The following is a 13,914-nucleotide window of genomic DNA, read 5'->3' as shown; positions in this document are numbered from 1 at the left end:
CTAGACGATGCTCAGCAGGATCGATACTCCGAGGATCAGCACGAGGAAGGCGAGGTCGAGCTGCACCCCGCCGAGCCGAAGCGGGGGGATGACTCGCCGCAGGGCGCGCAGCGGTGGGTCGGTGATCGTGTAGACGGCCTCGGCGACGACGAGGACGATCCCTCGCGGACGCCAGTCCCGCGCGAAGACCTGGATCCAGTCGAAGACCAGCCGCGCCAGGAGCACGAGGAAGAAGGCGTAGAGCACCAGGTGCAGCACCGCGCGGAGGAGTTCCATGGCTCATTGATACCCGAGAGACCTGGCAGTCGTGGAGCGCGGGTCGCCCCGCTCCGTTGCGACAGGAGGGCGAAGGGGTGAAACGACGCCAGGGCGCCCCCGCGAGTGTCCGCGGGGGCGCCCTGTGGGACGCGTGGGGTGTGCGAAGGGGGGTCAGCTCTGGTTGAAGAGGTTCCTCGCCGCAGGACCGTCGGAGGACTCGGCTGCCACCTCGACATGCTCGGGCGAGAGCAGGAAGACCTTGTTGGTCACCCGCTCGATCGTGCCGTGCAGACCGAACACCAGGCCGGCGGCGAAGTCCACGAGCCGTTTGGCGTCGGCGTCGTCCATGTCGGTGAGGTTCATGATGACCGGCACGTCGTCGCGGAAGCTCTCACCGATGGCGCGGGCGTCGTTGTAGGTGCTCGGGTGGATCGTCGTGATCCGGTTCAGCGGCCCGACGGAGACCTCCCGCACCGCGGCCCGTCGGTCAGCCTGCTCCACCGGGTGAAGCCTGGTGACAGCCGCCTGCGGAGCCTCCTCGATCTCGTACTCGGCCTGAGCGTCGTCGACCAGCTGATCGTCGTACTCGTCGTACCTCTGCTCCTCGGCGAACCCGAGGTAGACCATCGCGTCACGAAGTCCCATGTCTTGATCCTTGCCTCAGCCGAACACGGCTGGCCGATTCACCGTCGCGACTGAAGTTACCGGTGTGACTCACGAGATCCGAGGATTGCCGACCCGACACGCAGGTGTGTCGCACCGTGAGCGATGGCCTGCTCCAGGTCCGAGCTCATACCCGCCGAGACGATCTTCGCCTCCGGGTGCGCCTCTCTCAGCCGCGCGGACAGGTCCTGCAGACGGGCGAAGGCCTCGGCAGGGTCCGCGCCACGCGGCGCGACGGCCATGACGCCGCCGAGGCGCAGCCCGCTCTCGACCACCTGGTCGCCGAGCTCGATCACGGCACCGGGCGCGGCTCCGCCACGGCCTGGGTCCTCCCCGTCGAGGTCGACCTGGATCAGGGCGGTCAGGTCATGACCCTCTCCGGCTCCCTTCGCCAGAGCACGCACGATCTTGGGTCGATCCACCGAGTGCACGACATCGGCGAACCCCGCCACCAGCGCTGCTTTGTTGCTCTGCAGCTGCCCGACGAAGTGGACCCGGACGTCGGCGGGCAGCGCGCCTTCGTCGACGAGCTTGGCCTGCGCCTCCTGCGCCTTGTTCTCGCCGAGGTCGCGGACCCCGAGCTCGAGGAGCAGGTCGACATCGCTGCGAGGGAAGTACTTCGTCACGACGACGACGTGCACGTCGTCCCGGCGGCGGCCGGCGTCACGGCACGCGGCGTCGACCCGGTCGTCGAGCGCGCGCAGCGCGTGACCCAGCTCGTCGCGTCTGGCGGATCGGTCGGTCACGAGGACAGGCCTACCACGCCGGCCAGCCGGCCGGTGCGCCCGTCCCGGCGGTAGGAGTACAGCGAGTCGTCCTCGCGCGTGCACCCCGGGAGCCAGGTGCAGGAGGTGACGGCGGGCAGGGTGGCGAGCTGGGCCATCACCGCTCCGGCCACGTCGATCGCCGGCGTGCCGCCCCAGGTCATGGCGTAGGCCGCGGGGTTCTCCGCCGCCGCCTCGGACCGCATCTTCGCCGGGACCTCGTAGCACCGCGAGCAGACCGACGGGCCGATGACCGCGCTGATGTCCGATGCCCCCAGGTCGGCCATCGCCTCGACGACCGCGGGCACGACACCTGCGAGCATCCCCGGCCGGCCGGCGTGCGCCACCCCGACCACCCCCGCCGCCGGGTCGGCGAGCATCACCGGGGTGCAGTCCGCGACGAGGACTGCTAGCGCGAGACCGGGGGTCGTCGTGACCATCGCGTCGCACGTCGGCTCGCCACTCGCGTCGCCCACCTGCTCGACCGCAGCACCGTGCACCTGCCGCATGTAGGCCACCGGCACGCCGAGACGCTCGCTCAGCACCTGCCGGTTCCTTTGGACAGACTTCTCGACGTCGTCGACGTGGCTGCCGAGGTTCAGCCCGGCGTACTCCCCGTCGCTCACCCCACCGTGCCGGTGGGTGAGCGCGGTCAGCACACCTCCCGCACGGCGCTCCCAGCGCAGGGGGTCGCTCGGTGCGAGCACGCGCGGCTCAGCTCACTTGAGGAAGTCGGGCACGTCCAGGTCGTCACCGTCGTCGAAGGTGACCTGCCGCGGCGGCTGCTGCTGCGTAGCGGCGCGCTCACGCCCTTCGCCAGCGGTCCGCTCCTCCGGCTGCGAGCCAGCAGCGCCTTCGGCAGACGGCCGCTCGCCCTGACCCTGCGCCGCCTGACCGGCAGACTCGCGCGCCGGCTGCTCCACCGACCCGTCGATCGCCCCGGCCTGCTGCGGCGCCTGGCGCTGCGGCGTCGGCTCCTGCTCACGGCTGGGTGCGGAACCGGACTGGCCACCGGGCTGCGGCTGGCGAGGGTTCTGGCTGGACCCCTGGACGGTGCCGAGCGCCCGCTCGTCCGGGCGAGGGTTGGGCGAGCCGCCGTCGAACCCGGCGGCGATGACGGTGACCCGCACCTCGTCCCCAAGGGCGTCATCAACGACAGCACCGAAGATGATGTTCGCGTCGGGGTGGGCGGCTTCCTGAACCAGGCGCGCGGCCTCATTGATCTCGAAGAGGCCGATGTCGGACCCGCCCTGGACCGAGAGCAGGACACCGTGGGCCCCGTCAATGCTCGCCTCGAGGAGCGGGCTGCTGATCGCCAGCTCGGCGGCCTGGACCGCACGGTCCTCGCCCCGAGCCGAGCCGATCCCCATGAGCGCGGACCCGGCCCCCTGCATCACCGACTTGACGTCGGCGAAGTCGAGGTTGATCAGGCCGGGAGTGGTGATGAGGTCGGTGATGCCCTGGACACCGGAGAGCAGGACCTGGTCCGCACTGCGGAAGGCGTCGAGCATCGAGACGGCGCGGTCGCTGATCGAGAGCAGGCGGTCGTTCGGGATGACGATGAGCGTGTCGACCTCGTCGCGCAGCGCGCCGATGCCCGACTCGGCCTGGGTCGCTCGGCGGCGCCCCTCGAAGGTGAACGGTCGGGTGACCACACCGATGGTCAGCGCGCCGAGCGACTTCGCGATCTTGGCCACGACGGGCGCGCCACCGGTTCCGGTGCCGCCGCCTTCACCGGCGGTCACGAAGACCATGTCGGCACCCTTGAGCACCTCTTCGATCTCGTCCGAGTGGTCCTCGGCGGCCTTCTTGCCGACCTCCGGGTCCGCCCCCGCCCCCAGACCGCGGGTGAGGTCACGGCCCACGTCGAGCTTGACGTCGGCGTCGCTCATGAGCAGGGCCTGAGCGTCGGTGTTGATCGCGATGAACTCGACGCCCTTGAGGCCGACCTCGATCATCCGGTTGATCGCGTTGACACCCCCGCCGCCGATGCCGACGACCTTGATCACGGCGAGGTAGTTCTGGGCAGATGCCACGGGGGTCTCCTGGGTGGGTCCGACGGTGAGGGGCTCGCGCGGAGGTCACATCTCAACCTTGAGTAGAGGATTACTCCAAGATCATGACCTTGCGGATCCGACGGTATGCCCCTTCCCCCGCCACCGCAAGAACGGGCCCTGCGTGTCGAGATCCTCGGGTCACGCCCTAGCGCGTGACAGGCATCCGCGGAGTAGAGACGTCGATCCGCTGCGGCTTCTCCTCGAGCAGGACCGACAGTACCTCAACCTTTAGCTGAGGTTCTGATGCGTCGCCCCAGACGACGGTCGTCTTGCCGGCGCGGAAGGACACTCGCTCCGCGGGATCCACGGTCACCGACGAGACCGTCCGTCGGACTTCCTCGGGGAGGGACTCGAGCAGCGACAACGCGGCTCGGACACCGTCGGCCCCGACGTCCTCGGTGCCATCGGCTGTCACCGTGGGGACACCCTTGGGCGCCGACCGGGCGCGCTCGACGAGATTCCCGTCGATATCGTAGATCTCTACCTGACGTTTACTTTTCTGCACGGCCAGCGCAGGAACCCTGGGGACCACGTCGACCCTCAGGCTCGAGGGCCAGTCGCGCGATACCTCTGCGGACTCCACCGTCGGCCGCTCCTCGACGCGGTCCGTGAGCTCTGCGAGGTCTGACCGAGCCAGTGGGGTGCCCACCGAGCTCTCCAGCGACCCGCGGATCGCCTCCTGCTCCGGAGCGTCAACCCCGACGACCTGGACCGACCGCACGGCCAGCACGGGGCTGAGCAACAGCAGGTAGGCCAGGCCGAGGACGAGGGCGACACCCGCGACCCACGCCAGGACGCGGCGTCGACGAAGGGCGGTGATCCGTGCCGCCCGCTCGACGAACCGGTCGTGCTGCCCGTCTCGAGCGGTCATCGAGCGCCGAGCCTCTCGACGATCGTCCCGGCCAGCGCGGTGACGTCCCCGGCCCCCACGGTCATGACGATGTCACCGCTGCGAGCGTTGGAGACGACATGAGACAGCGCGTCCGCCTCCGAGCGCACCTGGACCGAGCGGCCTGCCGCGCGCAGTCCCGCCGCGACGAGCTCCGAGGTCACCCCCGGAACCGGGTCCTCACGGGCCCCGTAGATCTCGAGGAGGGTGACGTCGTCCGCGGCCGCCAGACCTCGCGCGAAGTCCTCGGCGAAGTCTCTGGTCCGCGAGTAGAGGTGCGGCTGGAAGATGACGTGCAGCCGACCCGGGCGGGCGATCTCGGCAGCGGTGCTGACGACCGCGGCGACCTTGCCGGGGTTGTGCGCGTAGTCGTCGACGACGGTGATCCCGTCGACCTCGCCACGGACCTCGAACCGTCGCCGGGTCCCGACGAACGCGGCCAGGCCCTCGAGGACGCGGTCGGGGTCGTGGCCGCACCCCTGCGTCGCGGCGAGGAAGGCACCCGCGGCGTTGAGCAGGTTGTGCCGGCCAGGGACTCGCAGCACCAATCGGTAGCTCCGCCGGGCCACGGTGAGGCGCGCCGACCCTCCATGCCCCTCGAGCGTCACTTCGTCGAGGCGGGCATCGGCGGTGTCGGAGAAGCCGTAGGACACGACCGTGCGGTCGCCGGACTCGCCACGGAACCTCTCCCCCAGCGACGCCGAGCCGGGGTCGTCGGCACACACCACGAGCAGACCCCCGGGACGGACGGTGCGGGCGAACTCCCCGTACGCGGCCTGGACGGTCGCGAAGTCACCGTAGAAGTCGAGGTGGTCCGGCTGGACGTTGGTGACGACGGCGACGTGCGGGTGGTAGACGAGGAAGGACCCGTCGGACTCGTCGGCCTCGGCGACGAAGTCGTCGCCCTCGCCCAGCGCGGCGTTCGTCCGCTGCTCGGCCAGCTCGCCCCCGAGGGCGAAGCTGGGAGCGGCCCCGATGTGCAGCAGCGCCGAGGTGAGCATCGAGGAGGTCGTCGTCTTGCCGTTGGCCCCGGCGACCGCGACCCGTCGGGAGTCCTGCATCGCCACGGCGAGCGCCTGGCTGCGGTGCAGGACCCGGGCCCCCGCCGCGCGCGCGGCGCCGAGCTCGACGTTGTCCTCGCGGATCGCCGAGGACACCACGACGGTGTCGGCGCCCTCGACCTGGCGTGGGTCGTGACCGATCGCGACGCGGGCGCCGCGGGCTCGCAGGTCGTCCAGGACGGGCCCGTCCTTGGCGTCGCTGCCGCTCACGGTCAGGCCCGCGTCGAGCAGCAGCCGCGCGACCGCGGACATCCCCGCGCCGCCGATGGCGAGGACGTGCACGTGAGCGAGCTGGTGCAGCGGCGGAAGGTCTGCCTCGACGTCGAACCGGAAGGGCAGCGCTGACCGGACGTTCATCGCCGTCCGCCCAAGCGCCAGGCCCGCACGACGAGGTCGGCGAGCAGCTCATCGGCGTCTCGCTCCCCGATGCCCTCGGCTGCGGCAGCCATCGCCGCCAACCGCCCTTCGTCGGTGAGCAGCGGGACCACCACGTCGCGCACCCACGCCGGGGTGACCTCGGAGTCCTCGGTCAGCGTCCCGCCGCCCGCCGCGACGACATCCCGCGCGTTGAGCCGCTGCTCCCCGTTGCCGATCGGCAGCGGCACGTAGCAGGCCGGCAGACCGACGGCGGTCAGCTCGCAGACGGTGTTGGCGCCGGCACGACAGACGACGGCGTCGGCGGCGGCGTAGGCGAGGTCCATCCGATCGACGTACGGCACGACGACGTAGGGCACGGTCGACCCCTCCGTCGCCGGCTCGAACTCCTTGCCCGCCCCGGTCACGTGCAGCACCTGCACCCCGGCAGACTGCAGGACCCCAACCGATCGCGCGAAGGACTCGTTGAGACGCTGCGCCCCGAGCGAGCCCCCGGTGACGAGCAGGGTCGGCAGCTCCGGTCGCAGACCGAAGTGGGAACGCCCCTCCGCGCGCCGGGCGTCGCGGTCCAGGCCCGCGATCTCACGGCGCAGCGGCATGCCGATGACCTGCGCGTGGGCCAGCTCGGTCTGGGCGAAGGTGGTCGCGACGTGACGCGTCAGCCGAGCACCGACCTTGTTCGCGATGCCCGCTCGTGCGTTCTGCTCGTGGATCGCGATCGGGACCCGTCGGCGCCGGGCCGCGAGGTAGACGGGGGTGCTGACGTAGCCGCCGAACCCGACGACGACCTCGGCGCCGCTCGCGTCGATGATCTCGCCTGCGCGGCGGACCGCGCCGGCGAGCGCACCGGGCAGCGCGAGCAGCTCGGCGCTCGGCCGACGCGGCAACGGCACCTTGGGGATCGTCGCGAGCTCATACCCCCGGTCGGGAACGAGCCGTGCCTCGAGACCCGCCGCGGTACCGACCACGACGATGTCGACGTCAGGGTCGCGGCGTCGCAGGCAGTCGGCCAGCGCGAGCAGCGGGGAGACATGGCCTGCGGTCCCACCACCGGCGAGGAGGACGCGTCGGGGACCGCTGTCTGGGGGCGTCACGAGCGCGTCCTCCGTCGGGCGAAGGGGATCGGCACCAGGGCGCGGGCCCTGGACCGAAGGGTGGGCCGGGTCGAGAGCGCCGCGGCACAGGCTGGCTCGCTGCGGGCGAAGGAGATGAGGATCCCCACCCCGATCATCGTCATGACCAGCGAGGACCCTCCGGCCGAGACGAAGGGCAGCGGGACCCCGATGACCGGGAGCATCCCGATGACCGACCCGATGTTCACCATGGCCTGGACGAGGATCCAGGCGCACACACCCACCGTGACGAGGCGCACGAAGAAGTCGTCGGTCTGGTCGAAGAGCCGTAGCCCGACGACGGCGAAGCCGGCGAAGAGCGCGACGATCGTCAGCGTCCCGAGCAGGCCGAGCTCTTCACCGATGATCGCGAAGATGAAGTCGTTGTACGGCTCGGAGAGCCATCCCCACTTCTCCCGGCTCGCGCCGAGCCCGACCCCCCACCAGCCGCCGTCGGCGAGGGCGTAGCGACCATGCATCGGCTGCCGGCAGATCGCGTAGTAGAGGTCGGTGCCTGGGGCGCACTGCTCCGGGTAGAGCCAGATCCGGATGCGTTCCATGCGATTGCTGCTCGTCGCGGCGAGGACGGCCACGACCGCGCTCATCGCGCCCAGACCGATCGCGAACCACCGCAGCCGCACGCCGGCCGCGAAGAGCATCCCGACGGCGATGGCCGCGATGACCAGGGCGGTGCCGAGGTCCCGCCCGACGAGGACGAGGCCGAGGACCACGACGGTGATCGGGACGACGAAGGGGACGAGGGCGTGCCCGAGGCTGCCCAGGAGCGCACGCTTGCGCTCCAGGACCAAGGCTCCGCCCAGGATCAGCCCGATCTTCGCGATCTCGCTGGGCTGGATGCTCACCGGGCCGACGTAGATCCAGTTCTTGTTGCCCTGGAAGCCCTGGCCGATGAGTGGGACGAGCGCCAGCAGCGCGACCCCGCCCGCAAGGGCGAGCAACGACACCCGCTTCCAGAAGCGGATGCTGCGGGTGGCGGAGAAGGCCAGCGCGCCCAGGCCGATCGTCGCGAACATCAGCTGCTTGAGGAAGATCGTGAAGGAGGAGTCGTTCTCCTTCAGGGAGGCGATCATCGACGCGGAGAGCACCATGACCAGGCCGATGGTCACGAGGAGTCCGACGATGCCGAGGAGCAGGTAGTAGGTGGTCAGCGGCGACTCCAGGCGCCGCAGCACGGTCCGCGCCGAGGACCCCGACGAGCGGCGCGACAGCGACCCTCCGCTCGTCGCATTGCTGCTCACGTGGCTCACCCCTGGTCGTAGTGCCGGTGCACGGCCCGGGCGAAGGCGTCGCCGCGCGCCGCGTAGCTCTCGAACATGTCCATGGACGCCGCCGCCGGTGCCAGGAGAACCACGTCACCCGGGCGGGCGGCTGCGGCGGCCTGGCGGACGACGAGGTCCATCGCCTCAGTGTCGGTGGCGGCGATGTCGAGCACGGGGACATCCGGCGCGTGTCGCTCGATCGCGTCGGCGATCTGCTGGCGGTCCGCCCCGATGAGCACGACCGCGCGGAGCCGGTCGGCGTTGTCCCGCACGAGCTCGTCGACGTCGGCGCCCTTGAGGAGCCCTCCGGCCACCCAGACCACCCGCTCGTAGGCGCGCAGCGACGCGGCTGCGGCATGCGGGTTGGTCGCCTTGCTGTCGTCCACCCAGTGGACGTCGTCGACGGTGCGGACGTGGGCGATGCGGTGCTCGTCGGGCCGCCAGGCGCGCAGGCCCTCCTGCACGGCGTGCGGGGGGACCCCGCAGGCCCGCGCCAGCGCCGCTGCGGCGAGTGCGTTGGCGACGACGTGGTCGGGGACGGGGAGCCCGTCCGCTCCGAGGTCGGCCGCCGTAGCGAGCTCGGCGGCCTGGTGGGCCCGGTCCGGGACGTAGGCGCGGTCGACGAGCACGTCCTCGACCCGGCCGAGCATCGATGGCGCTGGAGAGCCCAGGGTGAAGCCGATCGCCCGGCAGCCCTCGACGACGTCGGCCCGCTCGACGAGCGTGCGCGTCGCGACATCGCCGACGTTGTAGACGCAGGCCACCTCGGTGCCCTCGTAGACCTTGCCCTTCGCCGCGAGGTACTCCTCGAACGAGCCGTGCCAGTCGACGTGGTCGGGCGCGATGTTCAGGCACGCCGAGGCGAGGGGGCGCACCGAGTCCTGCCAGTGCAGCTGGAAGCTGCTCAGCTCGACGGCGATGACGTCGTACGGCTCGGGGTGGAGCACGGCCTCGAGGATCGGGGTGCCGACGTTGCCGGCGGCGCAGGCCCGCAGCCCCGAGGCCTGGAGGATCGAGGTGAGCATCTGGACAGTGGTCGTCTTGCCGTTGGTCCCGGTAAGGGTCAGCCACGGGGCGCCGCCGCTCTCGGGGCGCATGCGCCAGGCCAGCTCGACCTCTCCCCAGATCGGGATGCCGAGCTCGGCAGCGCGGGCGAGGAGGCGCTGGTGCGGCGGCCACCCCGGAGAGGTGACGACGACGTCGATGCCGGGATCGATCTCGACCTCGCCCGCCTGCTCCCCGAGGTACATCCTCGCGCCGAGAACCTCGAGGATCGTCGCCCGCTGTGCGAGCGGGGAGCCGTCCGGTGCCGCCTTGCCGTCGACGACGCTCACCTCTGCACCGCGCTCGAGCAGGGCGTCGGCCGCAGCGAACCCGGAGACGCCCAGGCCGGTCACGAGCACCCGCAGACCAGACCAGTCCGCGTCGCGGTGGGTCAGGCCGCCCAGCCGGGCCGTGGGAGCGCTCATGCCCCGACCACCCACTCGGCGTAGAAGAGCCCGAGACCGAGGGCGACGAAGAGCCCGGCGATGATCCAGAAGCGGATGACGATGGTGACCTCCTGCCACCCGAGCAGCTCGAAGTGGTGCTGCAGCGGCGCCATCCGGAAGACCCGCTTGCCGGTTGTCTTGAACGAGGCGACCTGGATGATCACCGAGAGGGTGATGACGACGAAGAGCCCGCCGAGGATGACGATGAGCAGCTCGGTCCGGGTGAGGATCGCCAGGCCCGAGAGCGCGCCGCCGAGGGCGAGCGAGCCGGTGTCGCCCATGAAGATCTTGGCCGGCGAGGCGTTCCACCACAGGAACCCGAAGCAGGCACCCATGCCAGCGGCGGCGACCACGGACAGGTCGATCGGATCTCGGACGTCGTAGCAGGCGATGCCGGGGGTGGTCTGGCAGTTCTGGTTGAACTGCCAGATCGAGATGAGGACGTACGCGGCGAAGACCATGACCGACGCGCCGGTGGCCAGGCCGTCGAGCCCGTCGGTGAGGTTCACGCCGTTGCTCGTCCCCGCGATCATCAGGTTGGCCCAGAGCACGAAGAGCACGATCCCCAACGCCGGTCCGGCGAAGGCGAGGTCGAGCGGGAGGTCTCGGGCGAAGGAGATGTGGGTCGAGGCCGGGGTGCGCAGCGCCTCGTTGGGGAACTGCAGGGCGAGCACGGCGAAGATCACCCCGACGGCGGTCTGCCCGATGAGCTTCTGGTGGGAGCGCAGCCCGAGGCTGCGCTGCTTGCTGATCTTGATGTAGTCGTCGGCGAAGCCGACCGCCCCTAGCCCCGTCATGAGCAGCAGGACGAGGATGCCGCTGGCGGTGGGTGCGGACCAGGTGAGCAGGTGGGCGGCCGCATAGGCGATCAGGGTGGCCGCGATGATCACCGCGCCGCCCATCGTCGGCGTACCGCGCTTGGTGTGGTGGCTCGTGGGGCCGTCGTCGCGGATGAACTGCCCGTACCCCTGGCGCACGAGGTACTTGATGAACATCGGTGTGCCGAAGAGCGCCACCACGAGGGAGACGACGGACGCGATGAGTACTGCCTTCACTCCGTGACCTCCATGGACTCCGTGGCGAGCCTGTCCCCGAGGAACCGTAGCCCGGCGTCGCGGCTGGACTTCAGCAGCACCACGTCGCCTGATCGGAGCAGCCCGGACAGCGCGCGGTGGGCTGCATCAACGTCCCCGACCTCGTCTACCTGGGCCACCCCGGCACTGCGAGCGCCCTCGGCAATGGACCTGGCCTCGTCGCCGACCGAGAGGACGATGTCGATGCCGAGCTCGCCGGCGAGCTCACCGACCTCGCGGTGCAAGGTCGGCGACTCCGGCCCGAGCTCGAGCATGGCGCCGAGCACCGCGACGCACCGCCCAGGCCGGTCGTCGGCGCCCCGCCGCGAGTTCATCGTCACCATGGCGCGCAGCGCGGCGGCCATCGAGTCGGGGTTGGCGTTGTAGGCGTCGTTGACCACCCGCACCCCGTCGGGACGCTCGGTGACCTCCATCCGCCACCGGCTGGTCGGGTGGGCGGTGGCCATCGCCCGGGCGATGCTCTCGAGCGGCATCCCGGCAGCGTGCGCCGCCGCGAGCGCGGCGAGGGCGTTGCCCACGTGATGCCTCCCGACGAGCGGGAGGGTGACCTGAGCGGTGCCGAAGGGGGCGTGCACGGCGAAGGTGGGTCGGCCCCCTTCGTCTAGGGTCACCGCGCTCGCGCGGACGTCCGCGTCGGCGGACTCCCCCACGAGCAGCACCGGGCACGGCGCTACCTGCGCCATCGCGCGGACCCGCGGGTCGTCGGCGTTGAGCACGGCGAGTCCGTCCGGCGGGAGTGCGCGGACCAGCTCGGACTTCGCCGTCGCGACCGCGTCGAGCGAGCCGAACTCGCCGACGTGGGCGTGCCCGACGTTGAGGACGATGCCGACCTGCGGAGGGGCGATGCGGGTGAGGTACTCGACGTGACCGCCGCCTCGGGCACCCATCTCCACGACGAGGTGGCGGGTGCTCTCGGTGACCCGGCAGACCGTGAGGGGCACCCCGACCTCGGAGTTGTACGAGCCCTGCGGGGCGATGGTCTCGCCGTCGGCGGCGAGCACCGAGCCGAGGAGGTCCTTGGTGCTCGTCTTGCCCGAGGACCCGGTGATCCCGATGACGTGCAGGCCCTCGACCCGCTCCAGGAGCGCTCTGCTGAGGGCGACGAACGCCGCCTGGGTGTCCTCGACGACCACGCACGGCAGCCCGTCGACGGCCCTGGTGGTCAGCGCGGCGGCCGCGCCGCGCTCGGCGGCCTGGTCGACGTAGGCGTGACCGTCGGCGTGCTCGCCGACCCGGGCGATGTAGAGGCTCCCCGTCTCGGCCTCCCGGGCGTCGGTGACGACGGGTCCGTCGAGAATGACCTCGGCGTCGCCGTGCAGCTCGCCCGCCGTGATCTCGGCCAGCTCGGCCAGCGTGAGAGCGATCATGACCCCGTCTCCCTGATCAGCTCGACGAGCTCGTCGGCGGCCACCTGCCGGTCGTCGAAGGGGGTGGTCACGCCGTCGATCTCCTGTCCACTCTCGTGCCCCTTGCCCAGCAGGGCGACGGTGCCGCCCGGACGCGCGGCGCGCAGAGCGTGGGCGATCGCGGCACGACGGCCGGCGACCTCGACGACCTCGCCGGGGCCGCGGCGGGCACCGTCGACGAGGGCGGCGCGGATCGCCTCCGGGGACTCGGCTCGCGGGTTGTCGTCGGTGACGACGACGAGGTCGGCATGGGCGGCCGCTGCGGCACCCATCGCGGGACGCTTGCCGGGGTCGCGGGAGCCACCGGCGCCGATCACGGCGACCAGGGCGCCGCCGGCGTCCTCGCGCAGCGCCGCGAGCGCCGAGGCGACGGCGTCCGGGGTGTGCGCGAAGTCGACCACGACCGTAGGAAGGTCCTCCCCGCTCGAGCTCTCGGGGGCGGGGACCAGCTCCATCCGACCGGGCACGACGGGGCGCTCGAGAACGGCCGCGCCGACCGTCTCGGGGTCGTGCCCGGCGAGCAGCAGCGCGGTGGCAGCCATGGCCGTGTTGGTGCGGTTGAAGCTGCCGGGCAGATGGCTGCGCAGGGCGAGGTCCACAGCGGTACCGGCGACCTCTCCGACGAGACGGAAGTCGCTGCCGTCGACCTCGGTGAGGACGACGTCGGCCGGCGTGTCGCTCGTCGAGGCGAGCGTCACCACGGGGACCTCGGCCTGCTCGGCCAGTCGGGCGCCCCAGGTGTCGTCGACGCAGACCACGCCCTGGCGGGACCGTGCGGGCGTGAAGAGCGAGGCCTTCGCGGCGAAGTAGTCCTCCATGTCGGCGTGGAAGTCGAGATGGTCCTGGCTGAGGTTGGTGAAGAGCGCGATGTCGAAGACGACCTCGTCGACGCGGTGCAGCACGAGGGCGTGGCTGCTCACCTCCATCACGCAGTCCTGCACCGCACGGTCGGACATCACCCGGAGCAGGGCGTGCAGGTCCGGGCTCTCCGGGGTGGTGCGCGCGCTCGGCACCCGATCAGCGCCGACCCGCGTCTCCACGGTCCCGATCAGGCCGGCGCGCCGACCCATGGCCTCGAGGGCGCTGGTGAGGAGGTAGGCGGTGGTGGTCTTGCCGTTGGTTCCGGTGATGCCGACCGCGCGGATACCCGGTCCGGCTGGCAGCGCGGTCCCGTACACGATCGCCGCGACCGCCCCGAGGATTGCTCGGGGGTCCTCGACGACGATCGTCGGCAGGTCCACCCCGGACTCGTGCACCAGTCTCGCTCCCCGCTCGTCGGTCAGCACCGCTGCGGCGCCGGCCGCTGCGGCCTGGACCACGAACTGCGCGCCGTGGGCGTTCGCGCCGGGAAGGGCGGCGTAGAGGTCACCGGGTTGGACCGCGAGCGAGCTCAGGCTGACCCCGGAGACGGCGGCCTGCGTCGTCGGCGAGGTGGCACCGGCGACCCGAGCGATGTCGGTCACGG

The 13,914-nt window shown here is 71.5% G+C and carries 13 protein-coding genes; all 13 read right to left on the bottom strand.

Annotation, left to right across the window (positions count from 1 at the left end):
* Positions 1–276, bottom strand: coding sequence for a YggT family protein (locus tag FB557_RS09360; RefSeq protein WP_144857347.1), 276 nt, complete (start codon positions 274–276; stop codon positions 1–3).
* A gap of 153 nt (positions 277–429) precedes the next feature.
* Positions 430–903 carry a cell division protein SepF gene (locus FB557_RS09355; protein WP_144857346.1) on the bottom strand — a complete coding sequence of 158 codons (474 nt, stop codon included), beginning with the start codon at positions 901–903 and terminating at the stop codon, positions 430–432.
* Between the two features lie 56 nt (positions 904–959).
* Positions 960–1,667 (bottom strand): YggS family pyridoxal phosphate-dependent enzyme, encoded by a 708-nt coding sequence (locus FB557_RS09350; RefSeq protein ID WP_144857345.1) that lies wholly within the window; start codon positions 1,665–1,667, stop codon positions 960–962.
* Complete coding sequence (locus FB557_RS09345; RefSeq protein WP_246074645.1) at positions 1,664–2,392, bottom strand: purine nucleoside phosphorylase YfiH/LACC1 family protein; 729 nt, start codon at positions 2,390–2,392, stop codon at positions 1,664–1,666. Before FB557_RS09345 ends, FB557_RS09350 begins: the two co-directional genes overlap by 4 nt.
* Positions 2,393–2,404: 12 nt before the next feature.
* On the bottom strand, positions 2,405–3,721 hold the full coding sequence (gene ftsZ, locus FB557_RS09340; RefSeq protein ID WP_144857344.1) for a cell division protein FtsZ: 1,317 nt from the start codon (positions 3,719–3,721) through the stop codon (positions 2,405–2,407).
* A gap of 166 nt (positions 3,722–3,887) precedes the next feature.
* Positions 3,888–4,613 (bottom strand): cell division protein FtsQ/DivIB, encoded by a 726-nt coding sequence (locus FB557_RS09335; protein WP_144857343.1) that lies wholly within the window; start codon positions 4,611–4,613, stop codon positions 3,888–3,890.
* A complete protein-coding gene (gene murC, locus FB557_RS09330; RefSeq protein ID WP_144857342.1) occupies positions 4,610–6,049 on the bottom strand; it encodes a UDP-N-acetylmuramate--L-alanine ligase in 1,440 nt (479 codons plus the stop codon). Before murC ends, FB557_RS09335 begins: the two co-directional genes overlap by 4 nt.
* Positions 6,046–7,161, bottom strand: coding sequence for an undecaprenyldiphospho-muramoylpentapeptide beta-N-acetylglucosaminyltransferase (gene murG, locus FB557_RS09325; RefSeq protein WP_144857341.1), 1,116 nt, complete (start codon positions 7,159–7,161; stop codon positions 6,046–6,048). The genes murC and murG overlap by 4 nt, the downstream gene beginning before the upstream one ends.
* Positions 7,158–8,438 carry a putative lipid II flippase FtsW gene (gene ftsW / locus FB557_RS09320; RefSeq protein WP_246074643.1) on the bottom strand — a complete coding sequence of 427 codons (1,281 nt, stop codon included), beginning with the start codon at positions 8,436–8,438 and terminating at the stop codon, positions 7,158–7,160. The genes murG and ftsW overlap by 4 nt, the downstream gene beginning before the upstream one ends.
* Positions 8,439–8,443: 5 nt before the next feature.
* Positions 8,444–9,928, bottom strand: a complete 1,485-nt coding sequence (gene murD / locus FB557_RS09315) for a UDP-N-acetylmuramoyl-L-alanine--D-glutamate ligase (RefSeq protein WP_144857340.1) — start codon at positions 9,926–9,928, stop codon at positions 8,444–8,446.
* Positions 9,925–11,004 carry a phospho-N-acetylmuramoyl-pentapeptide-transferase gene (mraY, locus tag FB557_RS09310; RefSeq protein ID WP_144857339.1) on the bottom strand — a complete coding sequence of 360 codons (1,080 nt, stop codon included), beginning with the start codon at positions 11,002–11,004 and terminating at the stop codon, positions 9,925–9,927. The genes murD and mraY overlap by 4 nt, the downstream gene beginning before the upstream one ends.
* On the bottom strand, positions 11,001–12,410 hold the full coding sequence (locus tag FB557_RS09305) for a UDP-N-acetylmuramoyl-tripeptide--D-alanyl-D-alanine ligase (protein WP_144857338.1): 1,410 nt from the start codon (positions 12,408–12,410) through the stop codon (positions 11,001–11,003). Before FB557_RS09305 ends, mraY begins: the two co-directional genes overlap by 4 nt.
* Positions 12,407–13,912 (bottom strand): UDP-N-acetylmuramoyl-L-alanyl-D-glutamate--2,6-diaminopimelate ligase, encoded by a 1,506-nt coding sequence (locus tag FB557_RS09300; RefSeq protein WP_246074642.1) that lies wholly within the window; start codon positions 13,910–13,912, stop codon positions 12,407–12,409. Before FB557_RS09300 ends, FB557_RS09305 begins: the two co-directional genes overlap by 4 nt.
* Between the last annotated feature and the right edge of the window lie 2 nt (positions 13,913–13,914).

This window comes from Marihabitans asiaticum (assembly GCF_007828725.1).
GTDB lineage: Bacteria > Actinomycetota > Actinomycetes > Actinomycetales > Dermatophilaceae > Marihabitans > Marihabitans asiaticum.
This window is presented reverse-complemented; position numbering and strand designations above follow the sequence as displayed.